The organism is Candidatus Sodalis pierantonius str. SOPE (assembly GCF_000517405.1).
Classification (GTDB): domain Bacteria; phylum Pseudomonadota; class Gammaproteobacteria; order Enterobacterales; family Enterobacteriaceae; genus Sodalis_C; species Sodalis_C pierantonii.
Map to the genome: position 1 here is coordinate 299,632 of NZ_CP006568.1, position 20,285 is coordinate 319,916.

Annotated in this window: 14 protein-coding genes and 6 pseudogenes; 3 read left to right on the plus strand and 17 right to left on the minus strand. The window is 58.0% G+C overall.

Features of this window, described 5'->3' with window-relative positions; genetic code table 11:
• Positions 1-29: 29 nt before the first annotated feature.
• From gntT to pldA, 8 genes and pseudogenes are all read right to left on the minus strand, one after another.
• Positions 30-1,346: a gluconate transporter gene (gene gntT, locus SOPEG_RS01600; protein WP_025244066.1), complete on the minus strand. Its 1,317-nt coding sequence runs from the start codon at positions 1,344-1,346 to the stop codon at positions 30-32.
• 297 nt (positions 1,347-1,643) lie between these two features.
• Entirely contained in the window at positions 1,644-2,639 is a 996-nt protein-coding gene (gene gntR / locus SOPEG_RS01605; protein ID WP_025244067.1) for a gluconate operon transcriptional repressor GntR, read from the minus strand.
• A 75-nt stretch (positions 2,640-2,714) separates the two neighbouring features.
• Positions 2,715-3,394 (minus strand): annotated as a pseudogene (locus SOPEG_RS01610) (pirin family protein).
• Positions 3,395-3,653: 259 nt separating this feature from the next.
• Positions 3,654-4,452 (minus strand): annotated as a pseudogene (yigL, locus tag SOPEG_RS01615) (sugar/pyridoxal phosphate phosphatase YigL).
• Between the two features lie 46 nt (positions 4,453-4,498).
• A pseudogene (gene pldB / locus SOPEG_RS01620) lies at positions 4,499-5,445 on the minus strand (lysophospholipase L2).
• A 14-nt stretch (positions 5,446-5,459) separates the two neighbouring features.
• A pseudogene (gene rhtC, locus SOPEG_RS01625) lies at positions 5,460-6,022 on the minus strand (threonine export protein RhtC).
• A 150-nt stretch (positions 6,023-6,172) separates the two neighbouring features.
• Positions 6,173-8,010 (minus strand): annotated as a pseudogene (gene recQ / locus SOPEG_RS01630) (ATP-dependent DNA helicase RecQ).
• 65 nt (positions 8,011-8,075) lie between these two features.
• The gene (gene pldA / locus SOPEG_RS01635) at positions 8,076-8,870 is read right to left on the minus strand and encodes a phospholipase A (protein WP_025244068.1); all 795 of its coding nucleotides are present in this window, start codon (positions 8,868-8,870) and stop codon (positions 8,076-8,078) included.
• A 205-nt stretch (positions 8,871-9,075) separates the two neighbouring features.
• Here pldA and SOPEG_RS01640 point away from each other — a divergent pair, with 205 nt between their 5' ends.
• Positions 9,076-9,540, plus strand: coding sequence for a thioesterase family protein (locus SOPEG_RS01640; RefSeq protein WP_025244069.1), 465 nt, complete (start codon positions 9,076-9,078; stop codon positions 9,538-9,540).
• 3 nt (positions 9,541-9,543) lie between these two features.
• Complete coding sequence (rarD, locus tag SOPEG_RS01645) at positions 9,544-10,440, plus strand: EamA family transporter RarD (protein ID WP_025244070.1); 897 nt, start codon at positions 9,544-9,546, stop codon at positions 10,438-10,440.
• 7 nt (positions 10,441-10,447) lie between these two features.
• Here rarD and SOPEG_RS01650 read toward each other — a convergent pair.
• From SOPEG_RS01650 to uvrD, 3 genes and pseudogenes are all read right to left on the minus strand, one after another.
• Positions 10,448-11,345: pseudogene (locus tag SOPEG_RS01650) on the minus strand (AbrB family transcriptional regulator).
• Positions 11,346-11,556: 211 nt separating this feature from the next.
• Entirely contained in the window at positions 11,557-12,507 is a 951-nt protein-coding gene (corA, locus tag SOPEG_RS01655; RefSeq protein ID WP_025244071.1) for a magnesium/cobalt transporter CorA, read from the minus strand.
• A gap of 337 nt (positions 12,508-12,844) precedes the next feature.
• The gene (uvrD, locus tag SOPEG_RS01660) at positions 12,845-15,007 is read right to left on the minus strand and encodes a DNA helicase II (RefSeq protein WP_025244072.1); all 2,163 of its coding nucleotides are present in this window, start codon (positions 15,005-15,007) and stop codon (positions 12,845-12,847) included.
• A gap of 130 nt (positions 15,008-15,137) precedes the next feature.
• On the opposite strand from uvrD, the gene SOPEG_RS01665 reads away from it, so the two are divergent.
• On the plus strand, positions 15,138-16,358 hold the full coding sequence (locus tag SOPEG_RS01665) for an ISL3-like element ISSoEn4 family transposase (RefSeq protein ID WP_025244073.1): 1,221 nt from the start codon (positions 15,138-15,140) through the stop codon (positions 16,356-16,358).
• A gap of 4 nt (positions 16,359-16,362) precedes the next feature.
• Here the strand turns inward: SOPEG_RS01665 and SOPEG_RS26955 are convergent, their stop codons facing one another.
• From SOPEG_RS26955 to lptM, 6 genes are all read right to left on the minus strand, one after another.
• Complete coding sequence (locus tag SOPEG_RS26955) at positions 16,363-16,659, minus strand: hypothetical protein (protein WP_148296978.1); 297 nt, start codon at positions 16,657-16,659, stop codon at positions 16,363-16,365.
• Positions 16,660-16,807: 148 nt separating this feature from the next.
• Positions 16,808-17,521 (minus strand): 5-amino-6-(5-phospho-D-ribitylamino)uracil phosphatase YigB, encoded by a 714-nt coding sequence (yigB, locus tag SOPEG_RS01670; protein ID WP_025244074.1) that lies wholly within the window; start codon positions 17,519-17,521, stop codon positions 16,808-16,810.
• Positions 17,521-18,432: a tyrosine recombinase XerC gene (gene xerC / locus SOPEG_RS01675; RefSeq protein WP_025244075.1), complete on the minus strand. Its 912-nt coding sequence runs from the start codon at positions 18,430-18,432 to the stop codon at positions 17,521-17,523. The genes yigB and xerC overlap by 1 nt, the downstream gene beginning before the upstream one ends.
• A complete protein-coding gene (locus SOPEG_RS01680; RefSeq protein ID WP_025244076.1) occupies positions 18,429-19,133 on the minus strand; it encodes a DUF484 domain-containing protein in 705 nt (234 codons plus the stop codon). The genes xerC and SOPEG_RS01680 overlap by 4 nt, the downstream gene beginning before the upstream one ends.
• Positions 19,130-19,954, minus strand: a complete 825-nt coding sequence (dapF, locus tag SOPEG_RS01685; RefSeq protein ID WP_025244077.1) for a diaminopimelate epimerase — start codon at positions 19,952-19,954, stop codon at positions 19,130-19,132. Before dapF ends, SOPEG_RS01680 begins: the two co-directional genes overlap by 4 nt.
• A 69-nt stretch (positions 19,955-20,023) precedes the next feature.
• Positions 20,024-20,254 carry an LPS translocon maturation chaperone LptM gene (lptM, locus tag SOPEG_RS01690; protein ID WP_051419387.1) on the minus strand — a complete coding sequence of 77 codons (231 nt, stop codon included), beginning with the start codon at positions 20,252-20,254 and terminating at the stop codon, positions 20,024-20,026.
• Positions 20,255-20,285 lie beyond the last annotated feature (31 nt).

Genomic DNA, 20,285 nt, shown 5'->3' on the forward strand with positions numbered 1-20,285 from the left:
CCGGACTGCGCGAGCGTAGGCGGATAAGGTTAAATTACCATATTCAGCAGCAGACAGCCCACCAGGCCGCTGACCGCGATGATGGTTTCCAGCACGGACCAGGAGCGGATGGTCTCACCAATTGTCAGGTTGAAATACTCCTTGAACAGCCAGAAGCCAGGATCGTTGACGTGGGAAAAGATCACGCTGCCGGAGCCGACGGCGATGACCATCAGCTCGGGGCTAACGCCGGTGGTGGCGATAAGCGGCGCGGCGATACCGCCGGCGGTAATCGCGGCGACGGTCGCCGAACCCAGTGCGATACGCAGCGTGGCGGCGATGGTCCAGGCGAGCAGCAGCGGAGAAATGGTGCTACCTTCCATCAGCGAGGCGATGTATTTATCCACGCCGCTGTCAACCAACACTTGTTTAAACGCCCCGCCGCCGCCGATGATCAACAGCATCATGGCAATGATTTTAATGGAATCGGTAATGGTACCCATTACGTCATCCATACTGCGGCCCCGATTCAGACCAAAGGTGAAAATGGCAATCAACACCGCGATAAGGGTGGCCATAATGGGATCATCGAAGAACTCGGTGTAAGCCAAGATGGGATTGCCGGCCGGCAGCAGCATTTCGGTGATGGCGCGTAGCGCCATCAATACCACCGGCACCAGCGAAGTCCAGACGCTGACGGCAAAGCTCGGCATTTCCTGCTCGGTGAATTTTTTCGGATTGTACAGAACTTCCGGCACCGGTTTGTCGATATGGCGCAGAAATTGCGAATACACCGGACCGGCCAGGATGACCGTCGGGATGGCGAGGATAGTGCCGTACAACAGGGTCTTACCCATATCGGCGTGGAAAATGGCGGCGATGGCGGTGGGGCCGGGGTGCGGCGGCAGGAAGCCATGCGCCACCGACAGCGCGGCGGCCATCGGCACGCCGACACAAAGCAGTGAAATACGCGCGTTGGCGGCGATACTGAACACCAGCGGCAGCATCAGCACAAAACCAATCTCGTAAAACAGCGCGAAACCGACGGTGAAGCCCGTTAATACCACCGCCCATTGAATATAGCATTGGCCAAATTTGTCGATAAGCGTGGTGGCGATGCGTTGAGCCCCGCCGCAGTCCGCCAGTAGTTTACCCAGCATGGCACCAAAGCCCATGATCAGCGCCAGGCTACCGAGCGTACCGCCAACCCCGTTTTTAATCGACCCGATAACTTTATTGACCGGCATGCCCTGCAAAACCCCTACCGCCAGCGCAACCAGGATTAAGGCGATAAAACCGTTTAATTTAAAACGGATCATCAGGAGCAGCAGCAGTGCTACACCAATGGCAACAATAAAAAGTGGCATGATAATTCCCCAATGGATATCTGTCCGGACCGGCATTTCGCGTGTCGGTCAATCGGTGATAGTCTTCAATTCATATCGTACGAGATGATGTTACCGGTATCATGATACCGGTAACATCGCCCGCTAAGGAATGCATGGGGGAACTATATTAGCGTTTTGGGATCGGGATCATATTCTGACCCCGGGCGCAGGGCCAGAGACTTTCACCGTCCGGTTAGGGTCAGACCTGAAGCAGAGCAGCGCTAGTGCCGTTAACGTTCGGCAGCGGCGGCGTCGCCTGTCCGCGCGCCGGGGTTGTCAGATACTTTCACCCGCCAATAACGTGAAACCTACGTCGATTTGTCCATCGCCGCGAGGCTCACCCCGCAGGCGAGCCAGCAGGCAGTCAGCGCTCAGGCGCCCCATTTCCTCGCGGGGGGTGAGTACGCTTGCCAAGCGCGGATGGACAACCCGGGCGAAGTCGTGGCCGTGGAAGCCGGCGATCGCCATTTTATCGGGCACGGCGATCCCCTGGCGCTGGCATTCAAATAGCGCACCGATGGCCAGGTCGTCGTTGGTGCTGATGATACCGTTAATGCCGGGATACTCCCGCTGCGCTTGGCGCAGCAGCTCCACGCCGGCGGTATAGTTGGAAGAATCCGCTATCATGACGCTATACGCTGGCAGGCCGGCGTCGCGCATGCCTTGCTCATACCCCTGCTGTTTGATGATGGTACGTTCATCCTGCCGGGCACCGAAGTACACTACCTGACGGTGTCCCCGTTCGATAATCAGGCGGGTCATCTGCCGGGCCGCCTCGAAATTATCAAAACCCACGGCCATATCCAGACACGGTGAAACGTAATCCATGATTTCCACTACCGGAATGCCGGCCACTTCGATCATTTTCAGCGTGCGGGGAGTGTGATGGCGTTCAAACAAAATAAGGCCATCGATATTATAAGAGAGCAGCGAGGTCAGCCGCAGCTCTTCCAGCTCCGGTGAATAACCATAGTGCGCCAGCATGGTCTGATAGCCGTTGGCATCGGTGACCTGTTCAATGCCGCGCAGGACTTCGGCGAAAACTTGGTTGGTCAGCGAAGACAATAAAACGCCGATAGCGCGGCTGGTGGCGTTGAAGAGAATATCCGGCGCTCGATTGGGAATATAGCCCAGCCTGTCAAGCGCCGCGGCGATTTTTGCCTGCAGCGCCTGGGAAACCCGATCCGGATCGCGCAGATAGCGGCTTACCGTCATTTTGGTGACCCCAACCTGATCGGCAACATCCTGCAGTCCCGGCCTTTTTTTCTTCATTATTAACTTGTTAACCTCCGCCGACGATTCAGCTAAGTTTAACAAAAAAAAGCCTGGCCGAGTATTTTTTCCCGGTTAAACCGGCGGCAGATCAAACAGCAGCACTTCGCTGTCCTCGTGCGCCGCCAGCGCGATACGGCTTTCATCCCACACCGCCAGCGCATCGCCGGCCGCCAGCGTCTTTTCATTCACCGTCAACGCGCCGGCAATCACCTATAGCCCCAGCCGGCGATCAGGCGCTATCGGCCGCGCGGGAGCGCCCAGCGGGTCAGCGTCATATCCTGGAACACCCGCAACGATCCGTCGCGGGCATCCGGCGATAGCACCAGTTGGCGGCCTTCGGGCGCCGCGAAGCGACGCTGTTCGTAGCGCGGCGGCAGACCGGTTTGCATCGGCAATATCCAGATCTGATAGAGATGCAGGAGCGCATCGTCGCGGGCATTGTATTCGGAGTGCCGTATCCCGGTCCCGGCGCTCATAATCTGAAACTCGCCGGCGTGAATCTGCGCCTGATTGCCCATACTATCCCGGTGCGCAACCGTCCCGGACAGCACATAGGTCAGAATCTCCATGTCTTTATGGGGGTGGGTGCCAAAGCCTTCACCGGGGGCGATGATATCTTCATTGATCACCCGCAGCGCGGAAAATCCCATAAAATCGGGATGATAGTAGTCGGCAAAGGAAAAACTATGCCGGCTGGTCAGCCAACCATGCTGGGCATAGCCGCGGTCGTTGGCGGCACGTACAAAGTTCATATTCAATTCTCCTCACTATTTTCCTCCAGTCTATGCGCGGCGCAGCAGAATAATAGCGGAAAAATATCACCACTAAGTTCAAAAAAATCGAATGACGGGCGACAGAGGGCTAATGAGGGTATTAAAAAAAAAACCAGCGCACAGGCTGGCTGAAATTACTGGAAGCAATGTGAGCAATGTCGTGCTCCCGTGCCAGTATCGCAATGGCTGGCAAGCATAGTAATGGCAATCATTATCATTCACAGTCGTAAAGCATTTTTTATTCCTCTCCCAAATACATCGCCCGTAGATATCGGGGCACCGCATCGTCCTCGTTGCTGCCGATAACGTCCAGGGTCGGCAAGGTGTCCTTCAGGCGCTGCTGGGCATTTTGCATAATGCAGCCTTTGCCGGCCATCGCCAGCATTTCTTGGTCATTCATCCCGTCGCCGAAGGAGATACAATCCTTAAGTTGATATCCGAGCAGGCCGGCCACCTGCCGCAGCGCGTACCCTTTGGAAACCCCGCCCGCCATGACCTCCAGACAAACCGGTAGGGAGAAGCTGACGTTGACCCGATCGCCCCAGCGGGCGTTGAGCGCTTCTTCCAACACCAGCAGCCGCTGATGGTCGTCGCAGGTGAAATACACTTTGCAGATGCCGTCGGTGGGCAGCGCGCCCTACTGATACACCTGATATTTGAACGTGGATTCGCGAAAAAAATCTTCCTGATCGGCGCGATTACGGTTCATAAACCATTCATCATTGCGAAAGACATTCGTCAGGATTTTCGGATCCTGATGCACTACGCTGAACAACTCCGCGGCGATATCTTCATCCAAATTGTGGGAGAAGATCAGCTCGCCGGCGGTGTTGTGTACCCGTGCGCCGTTAGAGGTGATCATATAGGCGTCAATCTCCAGATTGGCGCGCATCTGCGCCACGTCCACATGGTGGTGGCCGGTGGCGAACACGAAGTGGATCCCGCGTGCGGTCAGGAGTTGCAGAGTTTGTTTGGTGTAGGGGGTGAGCCGGTGAAAGCAGTGTGCCATCAAGATCGGACGCAACAATATGGAACATGGGACGATAAAACCTCTGGTGTACGCGGCGAAACCAGCGCCGCAGATTAATGATGCCGCATAAAGAAATTAGCGATTAACGTAAGAGCTTGCGTGCGCAGCGGGTCAGTCTCGAATAAAATTTCGTGACGCGCGCCCGTAATCGTTATCGGGCCGTTATTCTCACAGGGATGACCCGCCAGGGCCATCGCCTGGCAGAACGCCCGGTGGCTACGGTTATCCACGATTTTGTCTTCTCCGGCCTGCATCAGCAGCACCGGCGTGGTAATGGCGCCGGCCTGCGCCAGCACCTGCTCCCCGGCCAGTATCCCCTCGCGCACTCAGTGGTAGGTGGGGCCGCCCAGTTGCAGCTCCGGATAATCGGCGTAGTAGCGCAGGTTGCGGCGATAGCGTTGGTCGCTGTGCGTCAGCATGTTGACCGTGAACGGTCGGGGCCGCCAGGCGCCGGTGCCTACCGCGTAGCGATCGCGCATGGCCGGCCGCAGTTCCGCCCACTCCAGAATACACCAGGCCAGCCAGCGCGGCAGGCGTCCGGCTGCTCCGCCAGGAACAGCGCGAGAATGGCGCCGCCCATGGAGTGCGCCAGCGCAAAGCGTCTGCGGTAGCCGGCCGGGTGGACAATCCATTGCCAAAAGCGGGCGAAATCGCTGACATAATCGGCGAATTGCAATACGTGACCGCGGTGGGAGTCTGCCAGCAGTCTGCCGGAAAGCCCTTGTCCACGGTGATCGATAATCATCACATCATAGCCGCACTGGAACAGATCATAGGCCACTTCCGGATATTTGACATAGCTTTCAATGCGGCTAGTGCTGATGACCACCACTTTATCATGGCCGGGGGCGCAAAAGCGCACAAAGCGAATCGGCAGCGCCTGCGCGCCGGCAAATTCGCCTTCTTCCCGCCCGCGCCAAAAATCCAGCAGCTCGCCGTTAGAGAACGCAGCGAACTGCCGTTCACGGGTTAGCCACTGGGCATTACGCACCCGGCACATTGTCCGGCGGCGCCTTAGCGCGACAAAATAAGGTTAATGCCGAAGCCGGCAAACAATACGCCGGCCACGCCATCGATCCAGCGCGCCAGACGCTGATAACCGCGGCGCATCGCCGGCAGGGCAAACACCACCGCCACCAATGAAAACCACAGCAGGGTTTCGCCCAAAATCAGGGCGAATATCCCAAAGCGGGCGCCGGCGCCGATATTATCGCCGACGAAAAGCGAAAATACGCTGCCGAAATAGATAACCGCCTTGGGATTGGCCAGATTAGTGAGCAGGCCGCGTAAAAAGCGATGCTCGCGGCCGCCGTCAGCGGCAACGGCCGGGGGATTGACGCCCGCCGGGGCCTGCCGACGCGCCGCCGCCCGCAGCAGTTGCCAACCCATCCAGCAAAGGTACAGGCCGCCGCCGCAGGTAATAAGGTTATGCAGCCAGGCCATACGGCTCAAAAGCAGATGCAGCCCCAGCAGCGCCACCGCCGCCCAAATGGCCACCCCGAGGGTGATACCCATGACGCCGTACATCGCCTGGCGGCGGTCTGCGAGACGAAAAAGAAATCCGGACCGGGGAACATCAGGGCGATCAAATGCAATTAACATACTTTTCCTGCTCCTGAAATAAAACGCCGGAGCATCTTGCCCCGCACGTCAGTGGATGACTGTCCCGCTACACCGCGGCCCGTCCCGATGCCCGCCGCACGGCGGCCGCTCCGGCCCGGGCGCGCTTAGCGCACGGGCAGAGGCGGAGGCGGATCTTCGTCGGACAGGTGTTCGCGGATAAGGGCCAGTAACGGAAGCCCGAAACGCTCCAGTTTACGATTCCCCACCCCGTTGATCCGCAGCATCTGGCCGCTGTCGGTGGGCAATTGCTCGGCTATCTCCAGCAGCGTGGCGTCGTTGAACACCACATAGGGCGGGACGTTGGCTTCGTCCGCCAGCGTTTTGCGCAGCTTACGCAGTTTGGCGAATAACGGGCGATCGTAGTTACCGCCGTAGGTTTTGGGGGCCGCGCGGGTTTTCAAATTGGTCACCCGCGGCTCCGCCAGCATCAATGCCACCTCGCCCCTGAGCACCGGCCGCGCGGACTCGGTCAACTGCAACGCCGAGTGCTGGGTGATATTCTGACTGACCATCCCCAGGTGGATCAATTGTCGCAGCACGCTTATCCAATGCTCATTGCTGCGGTCGCGGCCGATACCGTATACCGGCAGCCGATCGTGCGCGTTTTCACGAATACGCTGGCTGTTGGCGCCTCTGAGCACCTCAACGACATAGGCCATACCGAAACGCTGCCCGACCCGGTAAATGCAGGAGAGCGCTTTACGCGCCTCCTCCAACCCATCATAGCGCTTGGGCGGATCGAGGCAAATATCACAGTTACCGCACGCCATTTGACGGCCTTCGCCAAAATAATTCAGCAGCACCAGCCGCCGGCAGGTCTGCGCCTCGGCAAAAGCGCCCATGGCGTTTAGCTTATGGCGCTCGATATCCTGCTGCTGGCCGGCGGGTTTTTCTTCCAGGCAGCGCCGCAGCCAGGCCATATCCGCCGGATCGTATAGCAAGATGGCTTCGGCCGGCAGACCGGCGCGACCGGTTTCCTGATAGTACGATTCGATGGTGCGCGGGATATCAAAATGCAGCACAAAGCGCACATTGGGCTTATTAGTCCCCATCCCGAACGCCACCGTCGCCACCACGACCTGCAAATCATCGCGCTGAACCGCCTCTTGCACCTGGGCGCGGCGCTCGTTTTCCAGGCCAGCGTGGTACGCGGCCACGCTGACGCCGCGGCTTTGCAACCGCGACTGAGATCTTCCACCCGCGAACGGCTGTTGCAATAGATAATGCCGCTCTTGCCGTGCTGACCCTGCACAAAGTACCAGAGCTGCTCAAACGGCTTGTATTTCTCCACCAGCGTGTAGCGAATATTGGGGCGGTCAAAGCTGCTGACCTGGATCAGCGGAGCGCGCAAATCCAGCAAACGCAGGATATCCTGCCGCGTAGCCTCGTCCGCGGTGGCGGTCAGCGCCAAAAACGGCAGCGTCGCAAAATGGCGTTTGATTTGCCCGCGCGCGCGGTATTCCGGGCGGAAATCGTGTCCCCATTGCGAAATGCAGTGCGCCTCGTCCACCGCTATCATCGCCAGCCGCCACTGCTGCAGTTGCTCGAGCATGTTGTCCATCATCAGACGCTCGGGCGCGATATACAGCATCTTAATGCGCCCGCTGCGGCACGCGGCCATCACCTCGTACTGCTGCTCGCGGCTCTGGGTGGAATTCAGACAGGCCGCCGCCACGCCATTGGCCAGCAGCTGATCGACCTGATCCTTCATCAGCAAAATCAGCGGTGAAACCACAAGCGTCAGCCCATCCATCACCAGGGCGGGGATTTGATAGCACAGCGATTTACCGCCGCCGGTGGGCATCACCACCAGGCAGTCGCGGCCGCTCAGAACCGAGTGAATGATCGCTTGCTGGCCCGGCCGAAACTGCTGGTAGCCAAAGGTGTCGTGCAACACCTGCTCCGCCAGCGCTTCCCGTTGGATTATTTCCGCCGTAGACACATCTGCTCCAACTTTGTCTTCAGACGGACGCCGCAGGGGGGCGTCCGTGGTTAAGTCCCTGTGAATTACATCATATCATTGAGCATAAAGCCCATCCCTATACGGATCTGCCGATGATTATAATCGATTAGCGACTCGCCATAGCCGCTGTTCCAGTTGTAGCGCCCTTCCGCGCTAAAGATGCTCTCACCCCAGGCATAGCCTATCTTCAGTCGGTAGTGGCCCATGTACTTGATAATATCGGGGTTATCGCTACTGTCGTCCAGCCACAGCCAGGGTTTTACCTCCACCTGCCAGTTGCCGTTTTGCGCCATTAGCCGCGTATAGGCGCGGTTCCAGCTGCGCGACGTAGGATCCGAACGGCCGTTGGATTGATGGTTCAGGCCCACTTCCACATCGCGCAAGGTCCAGCCTGCGAAATCATAATCCGTTGCCCAGCCAATGAACAGCTGCGGTTCATAGTTGGTCTCACGAAAGGGCGACGATTCCTCGCTGTTGGATAACTGCCACCAGGAGCGCTGGGTGTATGAGGCGCCCAAAAGCGAGTTATCCCCCGCGATGCCGCGCCACAGCGGGAACCCCAGGCTCAGTTGGAACGCCACTTCGTCTTTTTTGGCGTTATTGGCCCAATCGTAGCTGCTTATCGCCTGTTTGTTGATGTTGCTGGTATAGGTGTAGAGTAAGTAGTTGCTCTCGTACGGGTACAACGTGAAAGAATTGTCGTGCTCCTGCAACAGATTGGCAATGATACTTCCCTTCACCGCCGGCGTATCGTGGATCTTCTCAACCGTGGCTTCCTGTGCGTAAACGAAAGACGTCGATCCCAGCAAGAGAGCCGTGGCTCCCCAAAGTCTGCGCATAAAATGTTCTCCGAAAGCGCGTAACCCATCAACACAAGCATTCAAAGCTAATCATTTTACACGCTCCAGGAATTTTCGTTTAGGGAAAACTGCCTAAAGTGACTGCGACCATCCGAGACTAGTAAGCCATATTAATTAAGCATACTATAAACATATAATTTCCCTTACCCCGCGCGGTGAGCGTTGCCCCAATCCGGAATTGACTATGTCTTTAACCCCCCTTACCGCTGATCACGCCCGCCGTTTGATCGGGGATATCTTTGTTTATCATATGCCGTTCAACCACGAATTAGGCCTGAAGCTTACACAACATGAGAACGACGCCGCACAACTCGAATTCGCGCGCGATGAAAAGCTGGTGGGCAACACCCTACAGCGTATTCTTCACGGCGGCGTTATTGCCTCGGAACTGGACGTCGCCGCCGGCATAACCTGCGTCACCGGCGCATTGCTGCGCCAGCCCGCGTTGTCGGAGCAGGATCTGCGTCATCGGCTGGCGCGCATGGGAACGATTGACATGCGGGTGGATTATTTGCTGCCCGGCCACGGCGAGCACTTTACTGTCACCAGCCATCTACTGCGCGGCGGCAATAAGATCTCCGTGGCGCGCGCGGAGCTGCACAACAATCGGGGGCATCATCTCGCCACCGCAACTTATTTGGTAGGCTGACCAATGAACGAAAACACCGCCCGCCAAGGCGTGCTGTGCGCCCTCGGCGCTTACTTTATTTGGGGCCTTGCTCCCGCCTACTTCAAATTGATAGATTACGTGCCCGCCAACGAAATCCTCGCGCACCGTATTTTGTGGTCGGCGGTGTTTATGCTGGTATTGCTGACCCTGGGCCGCCGCTGGCCGCAGGTGCGCCGGTCTTTTCGGCGCGGCAGATTGCTGCTGACCCTGGCGCTGACCTCTGTACTGATAGGCAGCAACTGGCTGCTGTTCATCTGGGCGGTCAATCACCACCATATGCTGGAAGCCAGCCTCGGCTACTTTATCAATCCGCTGGTCAACGTTTTGCTCGGTATGCTGTTTCTGGGAGAACGTTTCCGGCGATGGCAATGGCTGGCGGTCGTGCTGGCATCCGCTGGTGCGCTGGTGCAGTTGTGGATGTTCGGTTCACTGCCGCTTATCGCCCTGGGACTGGCGCTTACCTTTGCCCTGTATGGCCTGCTGCAAAAAAAGATCGGCATCGACGCTCAAACCGGCATGCTGATAGAAACCCTCTGGCTGCTGCCGGCCGCCGCCGTTTACCTGTTTTTCATCGCCGACACCCCGACCAGCCACCTCAGCGCCAACGGCTGGCACCTTAATACGCTCCTGGCGAGCGCGGGCGTGCTGACCACCGTGCCGCTACTGCTGTTTACCGCCGTCGCTAACCGTCTGCGGCTGTCGACGGTAGGTTTTTTCCAGTATCTCGGGCCGACGCTCATGTTCCTGTTGGCGGTGGGCTTTTATGGCGAGGCGTTAAGCGCCGATAAACTCTATACCTTCGCCTTTATCTGGCTGGCGCTCGGCGTATTTATCGCCGACGCCCTGCTGGCCCAGCGACGGCGGCTACAGACCGCCTGACGCCGCGTCAGCCGCGCGATTGGCTGGCCTGGCGCCGGACGGAGGTGCGCGAGATAAAACGCGCCATCGCCGGCGGCCCGACCAGCAAAATGGCAAATAAACGCAGGCTTTGCATCGCCATAACGAAACCGATGTTTACCTGACTGCCGGCGGCGATAATCGCCACGGTATCCAAGCCACCCGGACTGGTGGCCAGATAAGCGGTCAGCAGATCCACCGGCAACAGTTTGGTCAACAGCCAGGCCATGGCGCCGCACAGCAGCATCAAACCGGCGATAGATGCCAGCATCTGCGGTAGCGTTTTCAGCGCCAACAGCACGATAGCGCGGGTGAAGCGCAAGCCGACGCTCCAGCCGATAAACGCATAGACCAGCGCCAATAGCCACTCCGGCACTTGCAGCGTCAGCGTGCCGGTGGCGTGCAGCGCGGCGGCCGGCAACCATCGGCAGCAGCAGCGGGCCGGCGGGAATACACAGCCGTCGGCCGAGTATCGCCCCCTCGGCCGCCACCCCCAGCGTGGCGACAAAGCGAAGGTCCAGCGGCGGAAACCACTGCACCGCCGGCCCCGGTAAACTGCTAAACCTGACCAGCAGCCAGCTCGACAATCCGCTGGCCAGCAGCGTAACCGCCAGCGTCAACACTACAGGTAGCCAATCACTGACCAGCACCGACAGAATGGAAGGCGAGAGGGCGCCGGCTATCATGCACCCCAGGATGGCCTGGCAGCCGATAAATACTTTTGGCGATATGGCGATGCGGGCGCCGGACAACGCCATCACCAGACCGACCATCATGGGTCCAAGCAGCAGCGCGGCGGGAACATGGTAATGTTGCAGGATAAATCCCAGCGCCAGCGAGCACGCCAGCAGGATCACCCATTGGAGATAAACCGGGAAAGCTTTCATGAATGAAGGTCGTTTAAAAGCAGGCGTAAGTAGCCATTTTATCACATTGCGGGCGTGTAGGGAAAATATCTGCGTCCGATGCGGCGCCCCGCCCAACCGCGCAAGGGCGTGATAGCGTTTCCAACGCCCGCCGGCGCCTTGCGATAGCAGGGGTTAACGGCAACGGGCCAGGGATGATGGAGCCTGCCGCCCTTTCCACCTCGGCCAATACCTAAAGCCAGTTTTTCCGTTTGAAATACAAATACGGCGCCAGCCCGGCCAGTATCATTAACATAATGGCGCCGGGGTAGCCGAAGGACCATTTCAGCTCCGGCATAAACTCGAAGTTCATTCCATAGCTGGAGGCGACCAGAGTCGGCGGCAGGAACACCACCGACACCACCGAAAATATTTTAATAATGCGGTTCTGCTCGATATTGATAAACCCCATCGCCGCCTGCATCAGGAAGTTCACCTTCTGAAACAGCGATTCGTTATGGGGCAGCAGCGATTCGATATCGCGCAGGATCTCCCGCGCCTGCTCCAACTGGCCCGACGGCAGCCGCGCCTTGCGCACCAGAAAATTCAACGCCCGCTGGGTATCCATCAGGCATAGCCTGACCTTCCAGCCCACATCTTCCAGCTCGGCGAGGGTTGAGAGCGCATTGTCATACTCATCACCCTGGTGGCCGTCCATGATGACCAGGCTCAGGGCCTCCAGATCGCTGTAGATATTCTCGATTTCGTCCGCCAGTTGCTCGATCTTGGTCTCGAACAAATCCAGCAGAAGCTCATAGGCGTTGCCGTCAATCAGCGTCTGGCTGCGGGTGCGCATCCGATACAGGCGAAACGCCGGCAGTTCCCGCTCGCGCAGGGTGTAAAGCCGGCCATCGCGGATGGTAAACGCCACGGTGGCGTTGCCGGCGTGATCCTCCGCGTCGGCATAAAAGAAAAAGGAGTGGATATGCAGCCCGTCCTCGTCCTCGAAAAAACGGGCGGACGCTTCGATGTCCTCCAGCTCCAGACGTGTCGCCAGGCTCTGGCCCAGCTCGTGCTGCACCCGTTCGCGCTCATCATCGCCGGGCTCGATCAAATCAACCCATACCGCCTCGGGTAGGGTTCCCAGCTCATCGGCGTCAAGACGCGATAAACGATGGTTTTCCAGTTGAAATGCGTTAAGCATACGCCCTCGTTTCCTTCACGGTAACAAACGGGAAACGCATTAGATCACAGAAATACGGGGTGAGGAGTCACCGTCGAGTTTCAGACCGTCAAAGATCCGACTCCGCGCGACGCTAAATGCAGGTCGCTGACAACCACTGAGGCAGCCAGCGCTGGAGGCAGCCTTAGTGGATGTACCTGATAAACAGATTATCGAGCCAGTATCTACTGGGGGTGTCCAAGGCGTAATCCTCTCCTAATAGTAGTGCGCGCATGTTACGCCGAGAAGAAAAAGGCTGTCAATACGTGAGAAAAACCGTTTGGCCAGTTTCTGTACAATAACGCGGCACGCGGCGGCGTTAAACGGTTTCCAGCCGGGCGTAAGCCGCCGCCAGCCATTTAATACCCTGGCCTTGAAACGCGATTTGCAGCCGGCTATGTTCGCCGCTGCCTTCCAGATTCACCACCGTGCCCTCGCCAAATTTCGGATGACGCACTCGCTGGCCGAGGGTGAAACCGCTGTCGTTTTCGCTCAGCGGCGCGCCTAGGCGCTGTTGGCTGGCCGGACGGGTTACGCTTGCACGCAGCCGCACTTCTTCCACGCAGGACGGCGGTAGTTCGCCAACAAAACGCGACGGCCGATGGTAGGCCTCTTTGCCGTACAGCCGGCGGGTCTCCGCATAGGTGATGGTCAGCTTGTCCATCGCGCGGGTAACGCCAACGTACGCTAAACGTCGCTCCTCCTCCAGCCGACCGCCCTCGTCCAGCGACATTTGGCTGGGGAACATCCCCTCTTCCATGCCGACGATAAACACTTGGGGAAACTCCAGCCCTTTGGCGGAATGCAGCGTCATCAATTGCACCGCATCCTGATAGGCATCAGCCTGGCCCTCGCCGGCCTCCAGGGCGGCATGGGATAGGAACGCCTGCAACGGCAGCAGATCCTGATCTTCATCGTTGTAGCTGAACTGGCGGGTGGCGGTGACCAGCTCTTCCAGGTTTTCGATACGCGCCTGGCCCTTTTCGCCTTTCTCCTGCTCGTACATGCTCCACAGACCGGAATTTTTGATCACCCGATCGGTTTGCACATGGAGCGGCAGCTCCGCCGTCTCTTGCGCCAGCGCATCGACAAGCTCCAAAAACCGCTGCAGCGCGGCGGCGGCGCGGCCGGCCAGCACGCGCTCGGCGAGCAGCGCCCGGCTGGACTGCCACAACGTCAACTGTCGGTCGCGGGCGGTCTGGCGCACCACGTCGAGGGTGCGATCACCGAGTCCGCGCGTCGGCGTATTGACCACCCGCTCATAGGCGGCGTCATCGTTGCGGTTGGCGATAAGCCGTAAATAGGCGAGCGCATCCTTGATTTCCTGGCGCTCGAAAAAGCGCATGCCGCCATAAATTCGGTAGGGCAGGCCCGTTTGCAGCAGCGCTTCTTCCAGCACGCGCGACTGGGCGTTGCTGCGATAGAGAATGGCGCAGTCCTTGAGCGCCCCGCCCTGCTCCTGGCTCACCTTGATGCGATTCACCACGAAGCGTGCCTCGTCCAATTCGTTAAAGGCGCAGTAAAGGGTAATCGGCTCACCTTCGGCGCCTTCGGTCCACAGATTTTTGCCCAGCCGGCCGCCGTTGTGGGCGATAAGGGCATTGGCGGCCTGTAGGATATTGCTGGTGGAACGGTAATTCTGCTCCAGGCGAATGGTCTGCGCGCCGGGAAAATCATCCAGAAAACGCTGGATATTCTCCACCTGCGCGCCGCGCCAGCCGTAAATCGATTGGTCATCGTCACCCACGATCATCACATTGCCGTCATTGCCGGCCAGCATGCGGATCCAGGCGTATTGAATTTGGTTGGTATCCTGAAATTCGTCTACCAGGATGTTGGTGAAACGCTCGCGGTAGTGGCGCAGAATATGCGGCTTGTTCAGCCACAGCTCATGGGCGCGCAGCAGCAGCTCGGCGAAATCCACCAGCCCGGCGCGGTCGCAGGCTTCCTGATAGGCCTGATAAATACGCTGCCAGGTCGCCTCCACCGGGTTGCCGTAACTTTCCACATGTTGCGGGCGCAGACCCTCGTCTTTCTTGCCGCCGATATACCACATCGCTTGGCGCGGCGGCCACTGTTTCTCATCAAGATTCATGGCGCGGATGAGGCGTTTTAACAAACGCAGCTGATCCTCGCTGTCGAGGATCTGAAAATCCTGCGGCAGATTGGCATCTTGATGGTGGGCGCGCAGCAGGCGGTGGGCCAACCCATGGAAGGTGCCTATCCACATGCCGCCCTGGCTGGTACCCACCAAATGTTCGATACGGTGGCGCATTTCCGCCGCCGCTTTGTTGGTGAAGGTCACGGCCATCACCGAATAGGGCGAGCAGTTTTTAACCGACAACAACCAGGCGATACGGTGTACCAGCACCCAGGTTTTGCCGCTGCCGGCGCCGGCCAGCACCAGTAAATTACCGCGTGGCGCCGCCACGGCTTCCCGTTGCTTGTCGTTCAAGCTGTTGAGCAAATCAGAAACGTCCATAGGTGACCTTTAACATGCTAATGGGGAATGCCGTCCGGCGGCGGCAAAAACACTGGTCATTTATGGGTCTTCCCCTGTTGTGGTGGCTAAGGGCATTATGATGGCAGTCTTGATTTTTGAGGAGTCTGCCATGGACGAAAAGTCCCTCTATGCCCATATCCTTAACCTGTCCGCACCGTGGCAGGTACAATCCCTTTCTCTTAATGAAAAATCTGGATCAGTGACGGTAATTGTCGGCATTGCCGAGCACACACAACTGGCCTGCCCAACCTGCGGTAAATCCTGCTCCATACATGATCACCGGCGTCGTAAATGGCGTCACCTCGATACCTGTCAGTTCACCACGCTGGTTGAGGCTGATGTCCCCCGCGTTGACTGCCCCGAGCACGGTTGCCAGACACTGCCTGTTCCCTGGGCAGGGTCAGGCAGCCGCTACACCTTGTTGTTCGAAGCCTTTGTTCTTTCATGGCTGAAAGTCAGCACCGTGGATGCTGTCAGAAAGCAGCTCAAACTCAGTTGGAATGCCGTTGAAGGCATCATGATGCGCGCAGTCAAACGAGGCTTGGCCCGGATAAAACAACCCTTATCCGCCCGTTACCTCTGCGTGGATGAAGTCGGGTTCAAAAAAGGACACCAGTACGTCACCGTTATCTCTGACAGGCAGGGACGCGCTTTGCAACTGACCGACGACCGCGGTGTAGAAAGCCTTGCCAGTTATCTGCGCAGCCTGAGAGATCACCAGCTTGATGAGATAAAAACGCTGTCTATGGACATGAACATGGCCTATATCAGTGCAGCCCGCATCCATCTTCCCAATGCCGTCGATAAAATTGCTTTCGATCACTTCCATGTGGCAAAAATGTTGTGCGCCGTCGTTGATAAAACCCGTCAGGGTGAGATGAAACAGATCCCGTCGTCAGACAGGAAAGACGCCCACCGCTCACGCTATCTATGGTTTTACAGCAAACAAAATCGCCTCGGGTGCTGGGCAGAGAGGTTAGAAGTTGCCCGGCTGATGTTACCCCAAACGAGCCAGTGCTGGGTAATGAAAGAGCTTGCTCGCGATCTGTGGCACCGCCGCTATGACAATCATAGCCGTAAGCTGTGGCAGGAATGGATGGCGATGGCTAAAGACACCGGCATACCGCTCATGGCCAGCATTGCCCGCATGGTGGCAAAACGCCTTTACGGCATTCTGAATGCAATGAAAAACCGGGTATCAAATGGGAATGCGGAGTCCCTGAACAGCAAAATACGGCTGTTCAGGATCAAGTCACAGGGCTTCAGGAACAAAGAACGTTTCAAGCTGGGCGTAATGTTCCACTATGGGAAACTAAATATGAATTTTTGAGCAATCATTTAAGAGAGTTATAAAATTTTTTTTGCTGGTGATGTTGTATTCGCTCGTCATTCTCCTTTTCTTTTTCCTTTTGCCACATATTACTGCATCCCGGATCGCTAGGGGTAAGACAATATTGAGTTTTATCAACTTGAGATTCACTTTTCTCCCAAGATAATTTTGGCGTTACCTCTGGTGACAGTGAATAGTCTTTCTTATCAGTGTCATACATCATATTTGGTGAGGTCGATGCTGCAACACCATGAAGCAGTAAGATAAATGGGGTATATGCATATTTTTTTAAGCATGACATGAACGTTATTCCTTTAAACGTAAATATGTTTGACATCCATACAGAAGTCCAAGTTCCAGCCAAAAGAATAAGTAAAGTAAAAATGCAGAACTGTCGATTGAGCCACCACAACAGGGGAAGACCCTCATTTATACAGACTTAAGAGTGATTATAACAAGGCTGCCAAGGATGCCAACCGCGAAATTTCCAGATGCGGTAACAGACGCGCATCGGCGGCGGCGAAATTACCGCCGCGACCGTTAATCCAGCAGGCCTGCATTCCGTAGCGAATGGCGCCGGTGACATCCGCCTCCAAATCGTCGCCCACGTGCAGAATATTGCAGGGCGGCACATTTAACCGCGCCGCCGCCAGCGCGTACATATCTTGCCTGGGCTTGGCGCGACCGTCCGGGCCGGCGCGCAAAATATGGCGGAAATAGCCCGCCAGTCCGCAGGCCTCGGGGGAGGCATTGCCGTTGGTTATCGCCACCAGCGGCCAGCGGGCGCTGAGGGCCGCCAGCGTGCTGTGGGTTTCCGCCGGCACATCTATCTGGCTGCGCCAGCGCAGGACCACCTCCATGGCGGCATCGGCGCCAACGCGCGCCTCGCGCTCGCTGAGTCCCGCGTTACGCATCGCCAGTTCGATCGAGCGCCAGCGCCAATGACTCACATCGTGGTAAATCTCCGGCTCGCGCTGGCACAACTCGCGGCGCAACCGTTGATAATCGTCCTGTCCCAGACAGCGTAGCGCGGGATGATATTGCTGTAGAAATTGCACCGACTCGTATTCGGTACGGGCAATCACCGGCCGATTATCGTAGAGCGTATCATCAAGATCAAAGGTTAACGCGCGCAGCTCTTGCAGAGGGCGATAGAAATGCATCAGATTTTTCCCCGTTTGGCTCGTGGGTGCGCGGCATCGTACACCGATGCCAGATGCTGGAAATCAAGGTGGGTATAGATCTGGGTGGTGCTGAGATTGGCGTGGCCGAGCAGCTCTTGCACCGCGCGCAAATTGCCGCTCGACTCCAGCATATGGGTAGCGAAGGAGTGGCGCAGCTTATGCGGATGGATATGACTATTTACCCCCTGCTTCACGCCCCATTCGGCAAAGCGTTTCTGCACATTACGCGCGGAAATACGTCCCCCGCGCTGGGCGATAAACACCGCGTCATTTTGAGGCGTGTATTGGTCACGCAGCGCCAGCCAGCGCCTCAACCAGGCCACGGCGGTGGCGCCGATGGGCAGTTTTCGTTCTTTATTGCCTTTACCCACCACCCGCACTTCGCCGCCGCTGAGATCAACGTCTGCGCAATTGAGGCCGACCAGCTCCGCTAGCCGCAGCCCGGCTCCGTACATAACCTCGAGCATCGCACGGTCGCGCAGCGCCAGAGGATCGTGGGTGTCGATATCCAGCAGGTGGTCAACTTCGTCGACATCCATATTTTTCGGCAGATGCCGGCCGTGGCGCGGCGCGGGAACACCTCGCGCCGGGTTTGCGCCCAACTGACCGATGCTCACCAGCCAGTCCAGAAAACTGCGCAGCGCGGAAAGCCGCAGCGCCAGACTGGCGGGCTGTAATCCCTGGCGCTTGCTGCGGGTGGCCAACGCGCGCACCTGGCTTACCTCCAGTTGCCGCCATTCCGTAAGCCCCATCTCGGAAGCCATGGCGATAAGAGTGGCCAACTGCCGAAGATAACTTTCCCGCGTTTTGGCGCTCAGCTGCCGCTCCACCCGCAAATATTGCAGGAAGGCATCGACCTGCGGCCAGAGCGGAGAGCGGGTGTCGGTCATGCCCGGCTGACCCAGCGTTCCAGCAGGCCCGGTAATAGCGTGGCCAATTGCTGTAACAACACCGTTCCCATGCCGTCCTGGAAATGCTGGCTGTCGCGGCTGGTAAACATAAGCACGCCGAGAGAGCCATCGTCCCCGAGCAGCGACATGGCGACGGAGCCCACCTGCCGTACCTGGGGCAGCAGCAGCAGCAACTCCGGGCCGTTCAGCTTGCCGAGATAATGATTGCCCTGGCCGAGACGTTGGATCCGCAGCGGCTCGAACGAGCTGCGCGCCAGCGCCAAATACGTGAACCCCGACGGGGCGCCCAATTGCCACTGATCGCTGAACAGCCGCACATGCGCCCCCGCCAATCCCAGGCCGCGCGCCCAGCGCTGCAGGCGATTAAGCAGCTCTTGCAAACTGTCTGCCGCCGCCAGATCGGATTGCAGCCGCAGTAAGCGATTGAACAGCGGCTCATTGGTGCTCGCATGTTCCATCAAACGGGTGATATCGTCTTCCAACTGTTGAATATGGGCACGCTGGCGCCCCAGTTGCCATTCCAAGAGGGAGACGCAGCCGTGCACCGGATGCGGCACCACCATCTGCTCCACGCTTCGGACATTGCGGATAAAGAAATCCGGGTGAGTGAGCAGATAACGCACCACCTGTTCGTCATCCAGCGTTTGCGCGCTGTCCGCCTGTTCGCCGACTTGCTTCATAGATGAATAAATCCGTCATAGATATGGGTGGCGGGTCCGGTCATATACAGCGGATGTCCCGGCCCGCGCCAGCTGATGTCGAGCCGGCCGCCGGGAAGGTCCACCTGCACCTGTTCCACCAATTGGCCCTGCGAGATCCCCACCGCGACCGCGGCGCAAGCGCCGCTGCCGCAAGCCTGGGTTTCACCCGCGCCGCGTTCATAGACCCGCAGGCGGATATGCCCGCGGTTCAACACCTGCATGAAACCGATATTGGCCCGTTCCGGAAAGCGCTCGTGACTCTCAAGCACCGGCCCGAGCGTCAGCACCGGAGCGCTCCCCACGCTGTCCACGGCAATCACGCAGTGTGGATTGCCCATGGAAACCACGCCGCACAGCACCGTCTGTTCCGCCGCGCGCATGATATAGGTTTTCTCAGCTTTGGCCGCGCGAAACGGCACCTGCTGTGGGTCGAAATTCGGCTCGCCCATATTAACGCGCACCATATCGTCCTCGGTGACGGTCAGCATCATGCGCCCCATTTGGGTGCTGACAAGAATGTCGCGTTTGTTGGTCAGATTTTTCATGCGCACGAAACGGGCAAAACAGCGTGCGCCATTGCCGCATTGCGCCACTTCGCTGCCGTCAGCGTTGAATATACGATAATGGAAATCCAGTTCCGGATCATAGGGCGATTCCACCACCAACAGTTGATCAAATCCCACGCCGCAATGCCGGTCCGACAGACGGCGGATCATCTCGGGTGAGAAATAGACATTTTGCGTCACGGCATCCACGACCATGAAGTCGTTACCCAGGCCGTGCATTTTGGAGAACTGCATATCCCACTCCGCTGAGTAACCGATAGTGCAGCATAGCGCGTCTGCCGGCAGGAAGCGACTGCGTCGCGATTACGGCTGTTCGGTCCCGACGGCGGCGCTGCTGCCATCATCCCCGGGCGAGGCGGTCTGCACCGGAGACTGGGTCGAGGACGGCGTGGTCGTCAGTTGATGCTTCTGTTCGCTTTTATCCGCTTTGTCCGCCGGCGGGAAATAAAGGGGACCTTTCAGGCCGCAGCCGTAAAGCCCCAGCAGCATCAACACCAACGCCGCGCGGCGCAATTCGCTTTTCATTTCACCCATTACCTATTGTTCATCCGTCTCAGCTTCCTAT